Consider the following 19,395-nt stretch of genomic DNA (forward strand, 5'->3'; position numbering starts at 1 on the left):
AGATGAGTGCGGATCATGATTGATGAAAACGCCTATGTCCTGAAAGTTCTGACCGGTGCCCAAGCGGGTGCTGAAGTATCGATTGCGGATGCAGAATATGTCGTCGGATCTGGTCCCGACGACGATCTGCATTTCGTTGATGTCAGTCTCAAACCTGGCCACGCCCGTCTGCGACTTGCGGGTGGCGTGATCACGATCGCAGGCGGTGCGGGCACAGTCAAAACGCAATCGGGAATCCACATCTTAGCCGGGGACGAAACCTGGCAAGAAATCGACGCGCTTGACATCATCACGATTGGTACAACCTCTTTTGCGATTGGGCCCTCTGTTGCCGATTGGTCGCGGGTGCAAAACTTTAACGCAGCTGGCGACGCGCAGAAATCCGCGACCCCGCCGCCCGTCGTCACCCAACCAAAATGGGGGGCAGGGCGCTATATCGGTATCGCGGCGATCCTTGCGCTTGGGACATTCGGAGCGGTCTGGATGACCGGCGATGCGGCACAAGACACAGCCCGGGCCGAGACGATCGATAACCGGCCTGAGCTGGAGATCATCCTTGATGCCTTTGGCGCGTTTCCCTTTGCCGGGGGTATTACCGTCGCGCAAGAGGTGGACGGTGTGATTGAGGCTGCAGGTTATGTCGACACACCGGCCGAACGGCGCGCTTTGCGCAATGCGATTGATGAAACAGCGATCCCGGTGCGTTTCCGGGTCTGGTCGCGCGCGATTATCGAAAATGAAATTCAGGCCATCGTCGACAACCAGCAAATCCCAGTACAGTTCGGGATCGACAGCGAAGGTGTACTGACCCTGCGCGGGGACATCCTGGACCGGCGGCGCGTGGACCGGCTGATTGCAACGATCACCGAAAACGTGGCGGGCGTCGCGGCTGTCGATACACAGGTGCAAACAGCAGAAAGCTACCTGGAAGAAATCCGCGCTCTGCTAGTCCGGACCGAGCTGGACGAAAGTGTGATTGTCCGCCTGGATGGCATGCTGATCGAGGCCAATGGCGTCGTTATCGCCGACAAGATCGACAACTGGGTCGGCTTTATTCAATCCTACGCCCGGCGCTATGCCGACAAGGTGGCGTTGCGGTCCTTTGTTCAACTGGTTGATGAGAATGGCGAAATCATCGCCGATCCGGTCTCTGCCCAACCGGGTTTGCCAGTCATTCTTGGCTCGGCAGATGCATTGGAAAGCGAACCAACTGCGGCGTCTGACCCAGAAGCACCGGCATTGCCCGGTTCCAATCAGTCGGGCGTTGTGCTGGATCTTGATCGACTGCGCGAAGGATCATTTGGGGCCGAAGATGTCTTTGCGGGCTTTAACAGTTCGGGCCTGACCAGTCCGACCAATTTCACGCCCGCAAATGTGGTGCAGCCAAATTTTGGACCGGACTTGCAGCAGACAAATGTCGCCGTGCAGCCAAGTGTGATTGATGCGCAATATCTCAACCGGGCTGCCCGCCCGGAATCGATCCGGGGCACGCGCGTGCTGTACAACATGACGAAGGCGCTGCTTTCAAATGAAACGGGCGTGGCGGCGCCGCACGGTTATGTCGATGATCTGGCCGCGCTTGGCGATGTTGATGTGACCTTGGAAGAGCTGAAAAGGCTCTGGACGCCGACCTTGGGTGGACAGGCTGCGCAAGATGCGTATCTGAATATGCTGGTGAACGATCCAGCCGCCGACTTTACCGAATGCTGGGACAACTCGATCGCGGCCTTCGGAAATCTGCCTTACACATTATTTTGGCTCGATTACCTCAGCATTTCGGATGATGTGGACGTGAGCGTCATCAATCTGGACGCGCAGGTGCTCTTGCTGGAAGCCGCCTTGAACCCCAACCGATTGGCAGCCTGCGCAGCACGGCTCAGCGCGGCGCAAGACATCGATTTGGCCAGCTTGTCACTTTATCTGCAAGAGACGGACATCAACCCGGAATTCATCCGCTTTATCGCGCGGCAGCTTGATCCCTATCCGTTTGCTTTGTCAGGCGTCAATACGGGCTTTCAGAACCGCTACGCGCAGCTTGCAAATGGGGCGCGTCTGAACGAAGGGGCCGCGCCTGACCCCAGCAGCCTGCTGGTGAATATTGGTGAGCTGGGGGTTCTCGTTAAAGAACAGGACCGGCTTTTGGTGACGGTCTATGACGCATCATTGAACTGGAAATCCGGTGGGTAGCGGGGCCGCGCCGGGCGGGTCAAAACTGTACTATTTAGCACAGAAGACCCAAGGCCAGAACACTAGCAAGGCGGTTGGAATGGGCGGCCCATACCGAAAACCCGCGTTCGATTTAATTTTCACAAGCCGCAGCATGGGGGCCTGAAAATGCGCTTTATCTTTCTGATCTTCGTCATGGCGTTCAGCGCATGTACAACCCTGGATGACGGGCGCACTGCGCGGCTCGACCGTGATGCCATCGCAGATCTCGACAATGGCGGGGACAGCACCAGCGGACTTGAGATTAACACGTTGTTTGTTAATCGCAGCGGCGTGACAGGGCTGCAGCAAGATACCTTTTTAGAACTCGATATCATCCAGAATGATGACCCGGTGTTCCGAACAGCACAAAGCCGGAATATTCAGGAACTCAATGAAGCTGGGGCTGATCCGTTTAACCCTGATCAAAGGGTCGAAATCCGGTTTGAAAATGACCCGCTGACATTGGTCGTTGATCAATTGCTTGGCGGGCTCTTGTCTGCCAATTACATCGCAGCAACGCCCTTGCAGGGGACGGTGGATTTCGAAACGCGTGCGCCTGTCTTGCGCTCAGAAATCCCAACGATCCTGCGCGATATCTTGGGGGCGCAAGGTTATGTGATGAAGCTGATCAACGGGGTCTACCAAATCGGTGCGCCAGAGACGATTGAGCAGCTGGAATTGAACGCAGCCGCTGGTGCCAGCTCTGAATTTGAAACGCGTGTCATCCGTATTGAGCGGGGCGATCTGAACGAAATCGCCGATGTGGTCGCCCGGATTTTGCCGCTTGGGGCAACTGTGACGCCCGTTCCAAATGACGGGTCCTTGATTGTCAGCGCCAGCGCTGCGGATATCACCGCCGTTGTGAACCTGGTCAATACGCTCGTGGATACAGGGGTCGCGCAGGATTTGGTCAGCATCGTAACCCTGCAGCGCAGCGCGCCCGAGTCGGTGGCCGCGTCGCTTTTGTCCTATTACGAACAAAGGGGCACGCCGCGTTCACGCATTCCCATCGTGATCCCGTTGGAAAACCAGCAATCGCTGTTACTGGGGGCGCGTGATGCGGGAACAATGAACAATGCGCGGCAATTGATCCGCAGCATGGACCGGGATCTGCGCGATACGGCCTCACTGCGGATCATCCCGATGACGCATTTGCCCGCCGCCGAAATCGCGGCACAACTGAACCAAATCTTCGGCGGGGGGATCACGCCCAATATCGCATTAAACCAAACAGCTGCACCCGCATCGACATCGGTGCCGGTCCCGGCGAACATCCGCGCCGAGAGCGCCGCCGAAACCGCGCCGCCCGAAGCAGAGCTGGCACAAGCGGCCAGCGCCTCGCCTGTTGGTATTTCCATCGTGCCAGATAGCCGGAACAATGCGCTGTTAGTCTTTGCGACATTTGAACAATTCAAACGCATCCGCGAAGTCGTCCAAGCGCTGGACCTGCCATTGGCGCAGGTCGTGATCGAAGCGACGATTGTTGAGGTGGACGTCAATAATAACCTTAGCTTCGGGGTGCAGTCCTTTCTGAACCGCTCAAACCTGAGCGTCCGGTCGGCCAGCACGACGACACCTGCCGACCCAGGCACCGCCGGGTTCTTTGGTAGCTTTACCGCGATCGGGGGTAGCTCGGTTGATGTGGTGCTAAATGCGCTTGAAAGCGTGACGGATGTGCGGATCATCTCATCACCCTATTTGACGGTGCTTGACGGCAGCTCTGCACGCTTGTCCATTGGCGATCAGGTACCGTTCCTGACCAGTTCAACCGACGCAGAAACGGACGGGACGACGACCACAACAAATGAGATCGAAATCCGCGACACTGGTGTGATCCTTGAGGTGACACCAAGCATTGGCGCCGACAACTCGGTCCTGCTGAATATCGTGCAAGAGGTCAGCTCGGTCGCACCTGCAGGGGCCGAGGTGAACCAGCTAACGCCGACAATCCAGCAGCGGACGATTACATCAGATATCGTGGTGCAATCGGGGCGGACGGCCTTGCTTGGGGGGCTGATCCAGGACAGCCAGATCGATGTGACAACCGGCGTTCCGGTGGTCAGCGACATCCCTGTTGTGGGTGAGCTCTTTAAGCAAACCACAAACGATGTGGCCCGGACGGAACTGTTGGTGATGATCACGCCCCGCGTGGTGCGCAAGCCATCTCAGCTTGACAATATCACGCGGCAATTGCGCGAAGGGCTCAGCCGCTAAGCGATCTAGCCTAACAGGCGATCAGCGCAGCGGTGTCCTGCAGTTGGGTGATCGACATGGGGCGGGACAAGGCAAAGCCCTGCGCAAGGCAGGCGCCCTTGTGCCGGGCAAGCTCAAGCTGCTCTTGGGTTTCAATCCCCTCGGCGACAACCTTTTGCTTGAGGCGGGCAGCAACCATTGTCAGGGCATCGACCATGGTCTCGGTCCGCTCATTTGTGGCCAGCTCTTGCATGATGCTGCGGTCGATCTTGATGATATCCACGGGCCATTGGCAGGCATGGGTCAGGCCGGTACGCCCAGCCCCGAAATCATCAAGGGCAACACGACCGCCGCGCAAACGAATTTCCCGCAACAGGTTTGGCACCACGCCATTGCGCGATTTGACCATCGTGTCCTCGTTGATTTCGATGACCAAATGATCCCAGGACAGCTTGTATCGGGACAACACGGCTTGGATATCAAAGATGAAATCAGTGTTTAGGCAGTCATTATCGGTCACATTCAGCCAGATATCCGGTACGTCCCGGACATCGATGCAGGCCTCGACAAAAAGCTGCTCTAGGGCGGTATCAAGGATATGGGCGGTCAGCCCCGCCGCCAGACGATAGTCACGGAACACCCAGGAAAACGCACTTGGTCCAAGCAGGGTTCCGTTTTGATCCGGCATACGGGCCAAAATCTCAAGCCCCTGACATTTACCATTCGCAACGTCGTAAATGGGTTGGAAGTGGGTTGTGATGCGCTGGATTTCAAAGTCGTTTGGTCCGCCGAATTTCGTTGCAGGTTCAAGCATCGTACTCATATCGGATGAATAGACGGTGGCAGACACCTGATCGGATCTCTTGGCAGCATAGAGCGCGCAATCGGACATGCGCAGTAATTCATGAAACTGGGTGGCTTGATCGGGGAAAGTACTGACGCCGGTACTCAGCGCGCCAAGTTCTACTTTTCCCAGCGTCGCTATTCCCCGTTTAATCGCCAGATTAGTATGGCGAATAACGCTTTGAAGATAGGCACGACCTGAGTCAGGAATATCGACAAGCGCACAGAATTCGTCACCACCTGTTCGGCCGATAATGCTCCCCTTGGGCAGCGTGACTTTCAGGGTGGCGGCGATCGTCTTTAGATATTGATCACCAAAAGGATGCCCATAAAGATCATTCACCTTTTTGAAGTCATCTAAATCGAAGGCAAGCATGGCCGCCGGTCGCAGATCATTAGTCAACCGGGCCTTGCACTTCTTTTCAAAAGAGGCCTTGTTTTCTAGCTTGGTCAGTTGATCGGTTTCCGCAATCTTGGTCAGCCGCTTCGCATGATCATGGGCCACCGCCAAATCGGCCTCTAACTGATGTGAGATATGGCTACGGGCCAGCAACATCGCCGTCAAATCGCTGATATGGCTCCCTTTTTCTGCGTGGAATGCATCGAAATCTGCGGCATCAATCGCCAGCGCCATCCAGCCAATCTGTTGGTCGTCAAAGGCAAGCGGGTATGCGGCCAGGGCGAGATCAGTGTGCACGCATTGGGTGTGCGATGCGTCTGTGTTTTCGCTGATACTACGCGCGTCCAGCAATTCTTCTAAACTACAGTAAATGGCGTCTTTATTTATTGCTTTGGGGCAGGTTGCGCCGCCCAAATGTCCGAAAAAACGATGCCATATCGCGACACCTTTGACACCGCAGGCCTGCAAAACCGCCTCCGAGGCGTTTTGTGCAATACGGTCCATGGAATCCTGAACAACGATTTGCGCATCAAAAGAAACTGCAGTGTCAGTATTACCCAATGGTCTCGTTCCCAGATATGTCGTCGATGGATCAGGCCAGCCTTTGGATAGAAAACCCAGGGGCTTCGCGAAATTTACCATTTGGTAATGGTTAGGCCGGGATCGTTAAAAGAGAGTTAATTTTGTCGTGGGCTGGGAGCGCGTTCCGGGTTTATAAGCATTTTGAATGCGCCTGAAAAATTTGGGCGCGCAATGCGGTCATGGCCGGGCCGGGTGGCAAGGAAAACGATGCATTATCTTCAGCGCGAGCTTCAGGAAAAACTCAAGAATGACAGTGAAATATGGACGTTTTTGCAGCAGTCCTGCCTTGATGGCATCTGGTACTGGGATCTTGAGGACCCCGAACATGAATGGCTGAGCCCCGAGTTTTGGCAGCTCTTCGGCTATGATCCCGAAACGAAATCCCACACCCCTGAAAGCTGGTTCGATATCATCGATCCTGACGACAAGCAGCTTGCGCTCGAAAATTTCGAAAAACACCTGGCTGATCCGAATCATCCTTATGATCAGGTGGTGCGGTATCGCCATGCCGATGGCAGCACAGTGTGGATCAGATGCCGGGGGCTGGCGTTGCGCGATGCCGAAGGGCGGGGTATCCGAATGTTGGGCGCGCATACCGATCTGACGAATTTCGTACGTGAAAACGACCGGCGCGGTAAAGAAACGGCGCGGCTCGCAGCGCGCCTGTCTGCGGTGTTCAACACGGCACATAGCGCAATTTTCGGGCTAGACCGGGCCCGTAACATTGTCACGCGTAATCCTCCGGCGCGTGATCTACTTGGGCATGCGGATGACGATGCGAATGTTCCTTGGCCCAGCACGGTGCACTTTCTTGATAGTGCGGATCTCAAACCGCTTGATGCATCAAACGACCCGATCAATCGGGCGCTCGCGGGCGCGCGGCTGGGGGGCGAGGTGCATCTGATGACCCTTGGCGACGATACCGAGCGGGCGCGTTACGTGCGCATCTCCAGCGCGCCTGTGGATGGTGCAGATAGTGACATTCACACCGTGATCGTGATGGATGACGTGTCCGAGCAGGAAAAGAACCGCCAACAGATCGAACGGCAAAGCCGGTTGGATGCGCTGGGGCAGCTGACAGGCGGTATCGCGCATGATTTCAACAACCTTCTGTCCACGATCATGTATGCCAACTCAATGCTGCTCGAAGAGCAGCAGTCAGAACATTCCGCGCGTCTTTTGAAGGAAACCCAAAAGACAATTCTGCGTGGACGTGATCTGGTCGACCGACTGCTTGCCTTTGCAAAGCAAAAACCGCAAAGCCCGAAATACCGCAATGTCGGGGTTCTTCTGGAAGAGTTTTTTAAACTCGCAAAGCCAACAATCGAAGAACAGATTAACGTCGATATCCATGTAGACGGGCCGGAATTGTCGGTGCTCTGCGACCAGCACATGCTGGATAATGTGCTGTTAAATCTCGTGCTGAATAGTCGCGATGCGATCACGCGCAGCAATGAAGGCAACAAGATCACGCTTAGCGCATCCGAGGTTACTGATGAGGCCGAATTGGCCCCGCTACGAAATGCCAATCTGGGGGCGATGCGTGCGGATCAGCGCTATGTGAAACTGCAGGTGTCCGACAATGGCCCCGGCATGGCGCCCGAGGTACGCAGGCGCGCAACCGATCCGTTCTTTTCGACCAAATCCAGCAATTCCGGCACCGGCCTTGGCCTGTCGATGGTCTTTGGTTTTGTGCAGCAATCGGGCGGCTCGATGCGGATCACATCCGAGCCGGGGGAAGGAACACAGGTTTCATTGATCCTGCCAATGGAACAGCAAAGCCGCGAAGAGCCTGCGGCACCAACCGGCGAGGTGGGTTATTCTGGGCGGGGCGAAACCGTTCTTCTGGCAGAGGATGAGCAGGTGCTGCTCTTGATGATGAAAGAACAGCTTGAATCGATGGGCTATGTCGTCGTGGCCGTTGGGACGGGCGTTGCGGCATGGCAGCTGATCGAAAGCGGGCTCGAGTTTGATATTCTGGTATCTGACGTCGTGATGCCCGGCGGTGTGGGCGGGTTCGAACTGGTCCGGCGGCTTGCGGACACGCACCCGCAGATACCCGCCGTTTTGCTATCGGGGTATGCGGGCTATTCGGCCGAGCGGCGCGATGATGTGGATGCCACCCATCTTGCCAAACCTTGCCCGCCCGAAACCTTAGATGCGACGCTGCGCCAATTGCTGGACAAGGCGGCAAATCGTCAGGGTTAAAGCCTGATTTCAGGGCCCTATCGCGTTTCGATTTTAACTTGAGACATGTCGCATCACTTTTCGCGTTCGACCGAAGGGAGAGGCAGCGAAGAAGTGATTCAAGTATAAATCGAAATGCTTTAATCCCAACGAAACAAGATTATAGCGCCTGGCGTCCGGTCGCCTGCAACACCCAGCATTGTCTTGCGCACCTCAAGTGTCATCGGGCGGCCCGAATGGGTGCCGGTTTTGATCTGCGGCTCGCCGGTTTTCCACAATGCAGCGGTCATTTCGGCCAGATCAGCAAATTCAAGCCGCGGGCCGACAATATCAACCGAACGATTGATATCATGCTCTTGAAGCAAGAAGTCCCGCTCAATCATTTTGCTAAAGCGGCGCAGCTGATTTTCTTCGTCCAGAATGATCACGCCCGTATTCAGCAGCTGCAGCACGCTCTCGGTTGTCTCGTTCAGCTCTGACAGCATGTCGATCTTGCGCTCATGTTCAGCACTGACAGACACAAGCTCTTCGTTGACGGCATGCAGCTCTTCGTTTGAGCTTTGCAACTCTTCGTTTGAAGCCTGCAATTCCTCGTTTGAGGCTTGTAATTCCTCATTTGAGGCCTGCAATTCTTCGCCGCTGGCCTCAAGCCGTTCGGTCACATGTTGCAGTGTTTCTTCGGTCAGACGCAGGTCGCGTTCCAAGACATGCACACGTTTTGTCAGGACCGTGACATCGTCCGAATTCGTGACCTCAACCGGGATGTCCTTGATATCCAAGACAGAACTGGGCTGGCTGCCTTCAAACGCGACCTTGACCAGGATCAGATCATCATCGGGGCCAAGGTTCAGCGCTTCGACCTCAACGGTGCAGCGGGTCGGACCCTTTTCAGCCAGGTTGACCGTGACGGTGCGGGTATGTGTTGTCAGATGGCCAAGACGTAGTTTTTCGATGCCAACATTGATTGGAAAATGCAGGTCGGGGTGAACGATTTCCTGCACCGTCCAATCGGCCAGGTTGTTCATCGTATCAATGACCTCGGCAGCCGCCCCGAACCAATTCAGCACGGTCGATTGTGACGATAGCAATATTGATGAAGGCGCATAGCGTTTCAGCAGAATATCATAGCTGCGGATCAGTATCTCACGGGACCGGACCGCATTGATCTGGGTGCGCAGCGGGGTGCGTTCGTCTGAAATGCGGCTCGGATGGGGATTGCGCGAAAACGAAAACTCGCGCTTGGACGGGATTTTCACCTGGGCAAGCGATGGGGTCCGCGCGACTTTGCGGAAGATACGCCAGCGGGGATCAACCACTTCAAAGGCTGTCTTGAACTTACCGACGCTTTCCGAGGCCCCGAGAAACAGATAGCCCTGCGCCAAAAGCCCGAAGATGAACATCGAAATGGCGCTGGCTTGCGGCTCTTCTTCGAAATAGATCATCAGGTTGCGGCAGGACACCAGATCAAGGTTCATGAAAGGCGGATCGCTGATCAGATCATGGGTGGAAAAGATGATTTTCTGGCGCAATGTCGATTGGATGACATAGCCACCGGGTTTTGCGTCAAAGTAACGGGCGCGCAGGTCATCGGGGACACGTTCTAGCTTGTCCTCGGTGTAAAAACCGCGGGACGCAGTCTCGATTGAACCGCTGTGGATATCGGTGCCGATAATGCGAAAACGGCGGTCAGATCCCGCCTCGCGCAGGGCTTCGCTCAGCTCGATCGCGATCGTATAGACCTCTTCGCCACTGGCGCAGGCGGGAACCCAGATTTTGATCGGGGCGGTTTCGTCCGTATCTGCGGCCAGTTGATCCAGGACATTCGTGCGCAGCGACGCCATTGCGTCCGCGTCGCGGTAAAATTCAGTAACGCCGATAAGCATATCTTCAAATAATTCGCTGACCGCTGTGGGGCTTTGCGATAAGACCTCTTCATATTCTTCAAGACTGGCATGTCCGCGCAGATGTAGGCGGCGGACAATACGCCGGTTCACATTGGCCGGCTTGTAATTGCTGAAATCGACATTGTGCTGGGCTTCCAAAATCGCCAGGATTTTCTTGATCCCGTCGCCCATCGGCCGGGGCGATGCGCCGGTACCGATTTTGCCATGGGCAAAAATATCTTGCACCACGCCGGGCATATCGGTGGCGTCCAAAACCCGGTCTACAGAGCCTGACAACAGCACAGCACGGGGCATTGATGGAAAGGACGCCTCATGCATGGATTGAACAAGCACAGCCGCACCCGCATCATGTAGAATTTGCGCGCCTTTCGACCCGTCCGAGCCTGAGCCGGACAAGACTATCGCAACGGTTCTGTTCCAATCGCGCGATGACAGGGACGTAAAGAACCGGTCAATAGGCAGATGGGGCAGCCCCTCCCCGTCGATATAGGTGAAGGTGCGAAACAGGTTACCCTCAAGCTCAAGATATTCATTTGGACGGTTCAGATAGATGGTGTTGATTTCCAGCTGCATACCGTCTTTGACATGCTTGATGGGCAGGTTTGACCGTCTGGCCAGCAGCTCATTCATCATCGACCGATAATCGGGCGAGAGATGCTGCACAATGACATAAGCAACGCCGGGTTCGTCCGATACGGCGTCAAAGAAGGCCTCAAGCGGTTCTAGACCGCCAGCTGACGCTCCGATGGCCACAAGCGGCACGACTTCGCGACTCAATTGTCCGATAGTCTTGTCCATATGTTCTATGGCCTTTCACAAAAATCATGTTTACTAACCTATCGAACTCTCGGCATCCTATCAACCACAGGTAAAGTGAGGCAATGGCCAAAGTACTGCTCGTCGATGATGACCTTATTTATCTCAGCGAAATGGCCGATTCCCTTGGTTCATTCAACCATATGGCCACGGCAGTCACCTCGCTGGATGAGGCATTGGCAAGTCTGAAAAGCGAGACATTTGATATCGTCATTTGTGACACGATCATGCCGGGCGGCGGTGCGCTGTCGCTGTTGCATGAGGTGCGGGCAATTGATGCGAGTATTCCTTTTGTCGTCATCACAGGGCGCCCTGAAATCGCGACATCGCCGCTGTTCCAAAAGGGCATGAAGGAAGCAAACGCGAAAATCGAAAAATCCGCCACGCTGTTTGAGATCGACCGCGTGATCCGAACTTTGGTAAGTTGAAACAGCCAAAGATCACTCAAAACAAGGCTTTTGGGCCTGGATCGGTATCATATGTGTTTTCACAATACGCCCTTTGTTGACCTAAACCGATGCTGACCGATAGCGCCCTTCAAGAGGTGCTGAACTGCGTTAAGGACAGGTTGCTATTTGCGTATTCTGATGATGGTGCCAACTGTATCGCCAACAAGATCGCCCATGCCTTTGTGCCTGCGGGGATGGATATCGCAGATTGGCTGTCCGGCCCGTATTTTCATGACGCCGCCAATCGGACCCGGCTTCCGGCGCGGGCGACACCAAAGGCGGTTTTGCTGGGTGAGAAATTCGATAGCGTGACAGTGGGCTATCTAAGCCCGGCAGGGGCCGAACATATTTTCGAATTCGATCTGCGGCAAATGCCCGAAAACAATTGTTGGTTGATCACCGGCCACGATGTGACGTTGCAGCCTTCCACCGCATTGGATCCGACCGCGACACATGTTGAAAAGGTGGCACATGATCTCGGCAATGTGCTGGGGATTGCGCAGATCGCAGCGGACGGGCTTGGGCGATCAGGGCTGGGCGACGATGCGCGCATGCGGGTGGCCGATATCCTCAATGCGGTGCACCGGGGCAATTATTTGGTGCAGTCATTGATCGATCCGGATCAAGCATCAGACAGGCAGGTCGAACACACGGCAGATGTGCCATCCGTGATCCAGAACGCAGCCGAGCTTTTTCAACGGGTACTGCCGCCAGCGATCACGCTTTCGGTCGACCCGGTGCCACAAATTCGGACAACCGCAGGATCACATTCCGAACTTGAGGCAACGGTCATTGAAATGCTGGGCGCCGCACGGAAATTCATTGTCCTGTCACCGTCCAAAGCGGGACGGATATCCGTTCAAACGACGCAGCGGACAGATACGGTGAAAATCCGTGTTCTGGCGCGGATCGATGCCTCAGACGCGATGCAGGCCGCATCATACGCAATGCCACCTGACCTGATCAGAACGCTTGTGGCCAGCGCCGAGTTGGCGAAGGCGGCGGGCGGCGGGCTTAGCGTGGGGAGCGCGGATGACCACGAACAGCGGATTTCCTTGCGGCTGCCGGTACTGCCCGCCTCATTGGACAATTATGCGCCCTCGGGGCACCAACCGCCCAGCGATATGCTGCGGGGTTATAGGATTTGTTTGGCGCAATCTGATGGAACGCTAGCACGGTCTTTGGCGCGCTACCTGCGGGCACAAGGGGCAGATATTATCGAAATCAGCGAAGGTGATGCATTCCCTGACGTGATCAAAGCGATCCGCGATGTCGATGTTGTGATCGCCTCGCAAACACTTCCCGATACCACGCCTGTTCGCGATCTGGTGCGCGCGATGCCAAGCGCGGCTCCGCATGTGCGCATGATCCATTTTTCAACTGTCGCGACCTATCCGAAAACGGCCGAAGGCAACGTATTCGGGCTTTGCCTGCCAAAGTCAGTTCCGCTAGAGACGCTGCTGAACGCGATCCGGCTGCTGCCCCCGCGCGCAGATTTGGGGACAGACGGCGGATAGGCGGTGTCACTGAAACGTGCGAAAAGCTTTGGTATAAATCGAAATGCTTTGGGCTTGCGACTCTCCGGCTTTTGGTATACCGCCGCATACAAATAGGCGGGGGCGTGGCGTTGACCTGGTCTTCCTGCCTCTGAGCCCCCAGCATGACGTGTCAGGATAGCCCATGAGTTTATATACAGATTACCTAAATGAGATCGAAACCCGTAAGGAACAGGGTCTCAGCCCAAAGCCAATCGATGATGCCCCGCTGACCGAAGAGGTGATCGCGATCATCAAAGACACCGGTCACGAACACCGGGCTGATGCGCTGCACTATTTCATCTATAACACGCTGCCGGGGACAACCAGCGCGGCGGGGGTAAAGGCGCAATTCCTCAAGCAGATCATTCTGGGCACAGAAAACGTTGCCGAAATCACGCCCGAATATGCGTTCGAACTGCTGTCACATATGAAGGGTGGCCCCTCGATTGAGGTGCTGATCGATTTGGTGACGGGCGATGATCAGGCAATTGCCAAACAGGCCGCCGAGGTACTGAAAACCCAGGTCTTCCTCTATGAAGCCGATACCGAACGCTTGAAAGCGGCGCATCAGGCGGGCAACGCCATCGTGACAGAGATTATCGAAAGCTATCTGCAGGCAGAGTTCTTCACTAAGCTTCCCGATGTCGACGAAGAGGTAGAAGTCGTCACTTTTGTTGCAGCCGAAGGCGATATTTCAACCGATTTGCTGTCGCCGGGCAATCAGGCGCACTCGCGTGCTGACCGCGAATTGCATGGCCAATGCATGATCGATGAAAAGGCACAAAAGCACATCGAAGAGCTGAAACTGCAGCATCCTGACGCACGCGTCATGTTGATCGCCGAAAAGGGGACTATGGGCGTTGGCTCTTCGCGGATGTCTGGGGTGAACAATGTCGCACTTTGGACCGGCAAGCAGGCCTCGCCCTATGTGCCATTTGTGAATATCGCGCCCGTTGTGGCCGGTACCAATGGGATTTCGCCGATCTTCCTGACAACTGTCGGCGTGACCGGCGGGATCGGGGTTGATCTGAAAAACTGGGTCAAGAAGGTCGATGAAGACGGCAATGCGATCCTGAACAATGACGGCAACCCGATTTTGGAACAGAAATACTCGGTCGAAACCGGGACAGTTCTGAAAATCAACACCAAGGATAAAAAGCTCTACAGCGAAGACGGCGAAGAGCTGGTCGATATGTCCGCCTCTTTCACACCGCAGAAGATGGAGTTTATGAAGGCGGGCGGCTCTTACGCCATCGTCTTTGGCAAGAAACTGCAGACATTCGCGGCTGAGACACTGGGCGTCGAAGCGCCGCTGGTCTTCGCCCCATCCAGAGAGATCAGCCATGAAGGCCAGGGCCTGACGGCCGTTGAAAAGATCTTCAACGCCAATGCGCGCGGCACCACGCCGGGCAAGGTGCTGCATGCAGGATCGGACGTGCGCGTTGGCGTGAACATCGTTGGCTCACAGGACACCACCGGCCTGATGACCATGCAGGAACTCGAAGCGATGGCGGCGACCATTGTGTCCCCGTCGGTGGATGGCGCTTATCAATCAGGCTGTCACACCGCATCGGTCTGGGACATCAAAGCGCAGGCAAACACCCCGCGTTTGATGAAGTTCATGAACAACTTCGGCCTTGTCACCGGGCGTGACCCCAAGGGCGAATATCACGCGATGACCGACGTGATCCACAAGGTGCTGAACGACATCACCGTCAGCGATTGGGATGTGATCATCGGCGGCGACAGCCACACGCGGATGTCGAAGGGCGTAGCCTTCGGGGCGGACTCGGGCACGGTGGCGTTGGCTTTGGCGACGGGCGAGGCGTCGATGCCAATCCCTGAATCTGTGAAGGTGACTTTCAAAGGCCAAATGGCCGATCACATGGATTTCCGCGACGTGGTGCATGCCACCCAGGCGCAGATGCTGGAACAGCACGGCGACAACGTCTTCCAGGGCCGCGTGATCGAGGTGCATATCGGCACGCTGCTGGCCGATCAGGCGTTCACCTTCACCGACTGGACGGCCGAGATGAAGGCCAAGGCCTCTGTCTGTATTTCGGATGATGAGACGCTGATCGGCTCGCTGGAACTGGCGAAATCGCGCATCCAGATCATGATCGACAAAGGTATGGAGCATGACAATGGCATGCTCGCCAGCCTGATCGCAAAAGCCGACGCGCGGATCGCTGAAATCAAATCAGGTGAAAGACCAGCCCTGCGTCCCGATGCGAATGCGAAGTACTTCGCCGAGGTTGTGGTTGATCTGGATGCAATCGTTGAACCGATGATCGCCGACCCTGATGTGAACAACGTCGACGTCTCCAAGCGGTATACTCACGACACAATCCGCCCGATTTCCTTCTACAAGGCGGAAAAGCATGTTGATCTGGGCTTTGTTGGCTCCTGCATGGTGCACAAGGGCGACATTAAGATCGTGGCGCAAATGCTGCGCAATCTTGAGGCCGAACATGGCGAAGTCACCTTCAAAGCGCCGCTTGTCGTCACCGCGCCGACCTACAACATCATTGATGAATTGAAGGAAGAGGGCGACTGGGAAATCCTGCAAAAATACTGCGGGTTCGAATTTGACGATGCCGCGCCTAAGACAACCGCGCGGACCGAGTATGAGAATATCCTCTATCTCGAACGGCCCGGCTGTAACCTTTGCATGGGCAACCAGGAAAAGGCGGAAAAGGGTGACACCGTGCTGGCCACCTCAACGCGCTTGTTCCAAGGACGGGTTGTTGCAGACACGGCCGAGAAAAAGGGCGAATCCCTGTTGGCTTCAACCCCGGTCGTGGTCTTGTCGGCGATCCTGGGGCGGACCCCAACTTTGGACGAGTATATAAAGGCGGTTGACGGGATCAACCTGACGAAATTCGCACCGCCCAAGAAAGCCCCAATCGACGCGCTGTCCGTGCATTACTAAGCACGGCACCCTGACGAATGACAAAGGCCCGCTGCATCAGGCGGGCCTTTTTCTATGCAAAGGTTGGGCCCCATCTGGGTCAGGTAGACGATATTGGAATTCCAAAATGGAATGGCTCCTAACCCCATAGTGTCTGGTGTGGACAGTATGGGCACCTAAACTCTCATAAGACATCAGGCAGGCGGGGAATGCCGCGGGCCTGCTGACAAAGGGGAGGATTGAGATGAACAAACACCTCATAGGGGCCGTTTTAGCGATCACCGGGGCCATCGCGCTATTTGCGGCAGGACCGGCCAAGGCCGAATGGCCCGAGAAACCGATTACGATCATTTACCCATGGCCCGCCGCCGATCCAACATCAGCTGTGATGCGGACAATTGGTGAACTGGTATCAGAAGAGCTGGGGCAGCCCGTGGTGATCAACAACGTCACGGGGGCCGGGGGAACCAAGGCACTGGCCACAGCGATTTCGGCTGATCCGGATGGGTATACGCTGGTCAGCAATTGGGTGGCAGCTCAGGTCAGCGCAAAACTGTTCAACCCGGACCTGCCTTACACAAACGATGATTTTGTACCGGTGGCCGGGGTGTTTGCGATCCCGTTCACGTTGACAGTGGCAGCAAACCACCCGGCAGACGACATCAGTGCATTCGTGGATTGGGCCAAAGCCGAAGGGCGGACCATCAACTACGGGGTCTGCGCACCGCAATCGGTGCCGCGACTGATCGGCGAGCAGTTCATGACAGTGGCCGAGGTGCCCTATAACCCGATCCCTTTCAGCGGTGGATGCGGCGGGGACAATGTGACGGGCCTGATGAACGGCACATTGGATGCCTCAGTGGCGGTTGTCCCGCTAATCAACGCCTTTGAGGGGCAGATCAAACATCTGGGGCTGATCACAGATGAAAGACACCCGATCGACCCTAGCCTGCCTTCCGCAGCCGAGCAGGGCTATCCGGTTGGCTGGGGGGACACGGCCTTTGGCTGGGGCGGGGTTGCGGCCTTGTCGGGCACTCCAGATGACGTTGTCGAAAAACTGCAAGACGCGTTCAGGGCGGTATTGGCGGGGGATGCATTGGCCGCACAGCTTGAGGGCAATGTAGCAGCTATGATCAAATATGTCGGGCCAGACGCATCGGCGCAGCTTTGGTTGGATTCCGAAACTCTATTGGCCCAGCATGTGGCGAATGTGCTGAGATCGACAAATTAATTCCAGCGCAGACGGGGTATTATGGCCGGGGTCCTGATGATCAGCCTGATCGGAACATACTCGGTCGCACGGCAGATCAATGATCTGTGGCTGCTGATCCTCTTTGGGCTGATCGGATATGTGCTGCGCAAGGCCAACTACCCGCTGGCGCCCATTGTGATCGGTTTCGTTCTGGGCCCGATATTTGAGTCCAATTTCCGCAGAACGGTCCTGATCGCCCAGGGAAACCTCTTGGACTATGTGCAGACCCGGCCGATCACCCTCGGCGTGCTGTTTTGCGTCTGCATCTTCCTTGTCTGGCCGCTGGTGTAAAGGACCCGGCACAAGACCTAGTATCGGGCCAAATGCTGATAATCCGCGGCAGAGCGTTGGAATTGCGCCTTGATCTGCTCAAACACAAACCGGCCCGCTGCGGTGACAGGGCGGTTTTTGCGAAATGACATGCCTGCAGGGATCCGCCATTGCAGATCGGCGCAGGCCATTTTGGCGACAGGCGGGCCAAATTCAGGATCGTTCAGCAATGGCAAATAGGCGATCAGATTGGTCTTTGCGACAATCTCAAGCAAGGCGTTGCGGGGAAGTATCTCAATATCCGGGCTGCGCCAGGGCAGGCCGTGCTTGATATATTCGCGCTCAAGAAATGCAGCAGTGCACTGATCGCCATCAGCCATGATCCACCCATAATCAACAATATCCTGGATGCGGATTTCCGGCAGCTTGGTCAGCGGATGATCAACAGCGGTCACAAGGCCAAAAACCACATCGCCCATGCTTTCCATAACGACTTGCTCATCCATCGGCTGGGACATGGCCAGATCGATCCGGCCCTCAAGCAGCAATTGCTCTAGCCGGGCGGCATTGTTTTCAACCACGCGGATTTTCAGATTGGGGCGGGTGGTCAAAAGGCTGGCCAGAATACCCGGCAGGATTTGGGTGGACCAGGCCGCAGTGTCCAAAACCACACGGCCGGTTTCCCCTGATTTGAGCGCGGCGATCTTGGATTTGGCATCGCGCATCTCTTTGTCGATGGCCAATGAATGCTCAAGAAATGCAACGCCATATTCATTCAGACGCATCCCGCGAGGATGGCGATCAAACAGACGCTCGCCGAATTCCTGCTCGATCCGATGCAGGATTTTGGTGATGGCCGATTGGGTATAGCCAATCGTCTCCGAAGCGGCGCGGATGCTGCCAAGCTTGGCAACTTCTTCGACAACGCGGGCGTATCTGGTCTCCATCGGTATTCCAATCAAGCATCACTGGCGGCGTAAATTGCGCTCGTCAGTCATACCAGAACGGCCCTAACATTTCCACAAAACCGGCGCCGGCAACGGCGCAGCCGATTACCGGAGCTGTCATGAAAATCGACGCACATGTCCATTTCTGGGAACTGGGCGAGACGCACAACATCTGGAGCGCGCGCAAGATCGGCGGGCTCCAGCATGATTTCACGCCGCAGATGTTGCAGCCACTTTGCGCGCGGGCAGGGATTGACGGGGTGATCGTCGTGCAGGCGGCCACTGACCCGCGGGAAACGGCCTATATGGTGCGTCTGGCGCAGGATATCGCAAGGTTGCGCGATATCCCCAAACTTTGCGGCATCCGGGCACATCCCCCGAAAGAGTTTGACCCAAGCTGGTTTACCGACCCTGGTCTGCGTCAAAGCTACCGGGTGATCGGGGCGCATGGGGTGCCGGTTGATTTTCTGGCCAATTGCACGCAGCTCGGGCCAGTCTGTGATCTGTTCACTGGGGTTCCCGAAATGACCGCCGTGTTGAACCATGGCGGGCGGCCTTTCGTGATGACGGGCGAGCTGGGCAAGTGGCGGACAGATATGCAGCGCATCGCCAAAGATACGGGGGCCTATGTGAAAGTTTCAGGGCTGGTTGAGCGGGCAGGGGTCGAATGGCAAACCGACACGCTGCGCCCCTGGGTCGAAGCTTTGATTGAGGATTTCGGCTGCGAAAGACTGATTTTCGCCAGCAACTGGCCAGTGATGACGTTGATGGGCACTTATGATCTGTGGTGGGCGGCCATTCAGGAAATTGTCCAAGACGCGGGGGTGCCTGATCAGGCTCAAGCACAGCTTTTTGGCGGCACAGCGGCGCGCGTCTATGGGCTTGGGGGGTGAAA

General features: G+C 56.0%; 12 protein-coding genes. 9 read left to right on the forward strand and 3 right to left on the reverse strand.

Annotated features, from left to right (window positions below; all coding sequences use genetic code 11):
• The first annotated feature begins 15 nt into the window (after positions 1-15).
• Both AABB29_RS08835 and AABB29_RS08840 read left to right on the forward strand, forming a co-directional pair.
• Positions 16-2,187, forward strand: coding sequence for an FHA domain-containing protein (locus AABB29_RS08835; protein ID WP_341367273.1), 2,172 nt, complete (start codon positions 16-18; stop codon positions 2,185-2,187).
• Positions 2,188-2,334: 147 nt separating this feature from the next.
• Positions 2,335-4,422, forward strand: a complete 2,088-nt coding sequence (locus tag AABB29_RS08840; protein WP_341367272.1) for a secretin N-terminal domain-containing protein — start codon at positions 2,335-2,337, stop codon at positions 4,420-4,422.
• A gap of 10 nt (positions 4,423-4,432) precedes the next feature.
• On the opposite strand, the gene AABB29_RS08845 is transcribed toward AABB29_RS08840, so the two are convergent.
• Positions 4,433-6,148, reverse strand: a complete 1,716-nt coding sequence (locus tag AABB29_RS08845; protein ID WP_341367271.1) for a bifunctional diguanylate cyclase/phosphodiesterase — start codon at positions 6,146-6,148, stop codon at positions 4,433-4,435.
• A gap of 285 nt (positions 6,149-6,433) precedes the next feature.
• Here AABB29_RS08845 and AABB29_RS08850 point away from each other — a divergent pair, with 285 nt between their 5' ends.
• The gene (locus tag AABB29_RS08850) at positions 6,434-8,434 is read left to right on the forward strand and encodes a PAS domain-containing protein (protein ID WP_341367270.1); all 2,001 of its coding nucleotides are present in this window, start codon (positions 6,434-6,436) and stop codon (positions 8,432-8,434) included.
• 119 nt (positions 8,435-8,553) lie between these two features.
• Here the strand turns inward: AABB29_RS08850 and AABB29_RS08855 are convergent, their stop codons facing one another.
• Positions 8,554-11,115, reverse strand: coding sequence for a CheR family methyltransferase (locus AABB29_RS08855; protein WP_341367269.1), 2,562 nt, complete (start codon positions 11,113-11,115; stop codon positions 8,554-8,556).
• Positions 11,116-11,198: 83 nt separating this feature from the next.
• On the opposite strand from AABB29_RS08855, the gene AABB29_RS08860 reads away from it, so the two are divergent.
• The 5 genes from AABB29_RS08860 to AABB29_RS08880 all read left to right on the forward strand — a co-directional run bounded on the left by AABB29_RS08860 (position 11,199) and on the right by AABB29_RS08880 (position 17,574).
• Entirely contained in the window at positions 11,199-11,561 is a 363-nt protein-coding gene (locus AABB29_RS08860; protein ID WP_341367268.1) for a response regulator, read from the forward strand.
• Positions 11,562-11,650: 89 nt separating this feature from the next.
• Positions 11,651-13,099, forward strand: a complete 1,449-nt coding sequence (locus AABB29_RS08865; RefSeq protein WP_341367267.1) for a hypothetical protein — start codon at positions 11,651-11,653, stop codon at positions 13,097-13,099.
• A 163-nt stretch (positions 13,100-13,262) separates the two neighbouring features.
• Positions 13,263-16,052: a bifunctional aconitate hydratase 2/2-methylisocitrate dehydratase gene (locus AABB29_RS08870; RefSeq protein ID WP_341367266.1), complete on the forward strand. Its 2,790-nt coding sequence runs from the start codon at positions 13,263-13,265 to the stop codon at positions 16,050-16,052.
• A gap of 223 nt (positions 16,053-16,275) precedes the next feature.
• Positions 16,276-17,262: a tripartite tricarboxylate transporter substrate binding protein gene (locus AABB29_RS08875; protein WP_341367265.1), complete on the forward strand. Its 987-nt coding sequence runs from the start codon at positions 16,276-16,278 to the stop codon at positions 17,260-17,262.
• 21 nt (positions 17,263-17,283) lie between these two features.
• Positions 17,284-17,574, forward strand: a complete 291-nt coding sequence (locus tag AABB29_RS08880; RefSeq protein ID WP_341367264.1) for a tripartite tricarboxylate transporter permease — start codon at positions 17,284-17,286, stop codon at positions 17,572-17,574.
• Positions 17,575-17,591: 17 nt separating this feature from the next.
• Here the strand turns inward: AABB29_RS08880 and AABB29_RS08885 are convergent, their stop codons facing one another.
• On the reverse strand, positions 17,592-18,500 hold the full coding sequence (locus AABB29_RS08885) for a LysR family transcriptional regulator (protein WP_341367263.1): 909 nt from the start codon (positions 18,498-18,500) through the stop codon (positions 17,592-17,594).
• 119 nt (positions 18,501-18,619) lie between these two features.
• Between AABB29_RS08885 and AABB29_RS08890 the strand changes: the two genes are divergently transcribed.
• Positions 18,620-19,393 (forward strand): amidohydrolase, encoded by a 774-nt coding sequence (locus AABB29_RS08890; RefSeq protein WP_373636883.1) that lies wholly within the window; start codon positions 18,620-18,622, stop codon positions 19,391-19,393.
• Positions 19,394-19,395 lie beyond the last annotated feature (2 nt).

The sequence above is a fragment of the Yoonia sp. BS5-3 genome (genome assembly GCF_038069655.2).
GTDB lineage: Bacteria > Pseudomonadota > Alphaproteobacteria > Rhodobacterales > Rhodobacteraceae > Yoonia > Yoonia phaeophyticola.

What these genes read in the sequence shown, in the direction of transcription:
- AABB29_RS08835 (WP_341367273.1), top strand. Translation starts at nt 16, where the DNA reads ATGATTGATGAAAACGCCTATGTCCTGAAAGTTCTGACCGGTGCCCAA.
- AABB29_RS08840 (WP_341367272.1), top strand. Translation starts at nt 2,335, where the DNA reads ATGCGCTTTATCTTTCTGATCTTCGTCATGGCGTTCAGCGCATGTACA.
- AABB29_RS08845 (WP_341367271.1), bottom strand. Translation starts at nt 6,148, where the DNA reads ATGGACCGTATTGCACAAAACGCCTCGGAGGCGGTTTTGCAGGCCTGC.
- AABB29_RS08850 (WP_341367270.1), top strand. Translation starts at nt 6,434, where the DNA reads ATGCATTATCTTCAGCGCGAGCTTCAGGAAAAACTCAAGAATGACAGT.
- AABB29_RS08855 (WP_341367269.1), bottom strand. Translation starts at nt 11,115, where the DNA reads ATGGACAAGACTATCGGACAATTGAGTCGCGAAGTCGTGCCGCTTGTG.
- AABB29_RS08860 (WP_341367268.1), top strand. Translation starts at nt 11,199, where the DNA reads ATGGCCAAAGTACTGCTCGTCGATGATGACCTTATTTATCTCAGCGAA.
- AABB29_RS08865 (WP_341367267.1), top strand. Translation starts at nt 11,651, where the DNA reads ATGCTGACCGATAGCGCCCTTCAAGAGGTGCTGAACTGCGTTAAGGAC.
- AABB29_RS08870 (WP_341367266.1), top strand. Translation starts at nt 13,263, where the DNA reads ATGAGTTTATATACAGATTACCTAAATGAGATCGAAACCCGTAAGGAA.
- AABB29_RS08875 (WP_341367265.1), top strand. Translation starts at nt 16,276, where the DNA reads ATGAACAAACACCTCATAGGGGCCGTTTTAGCGATCACCGGGGCCATC.
- AABB29_RS08880 (WP_341367264.1), top strand. Translation starts at nt 17,284, where the DNA reads ATGGCCGGGGTCCTGATGATCAGCCTGATCGGAACATACTCGGTCGCA.
- AABB29_RS08885 (WP_341367263.1), bottom strand. Translation starts at nt 18,500, where the DNA reads ATGGAGACCAGATACGCCCGCGTTGTCGAAGAAGTTGCCAAGCTTGGC.
- AABB29_RS08890 (WP_373636883.1), top strand. Translation starts at nt 18,620, where the DNA reads ATGAAAATCGACGCACATGTCCATTTCTGGGAACTGGGCGAGACGCAC.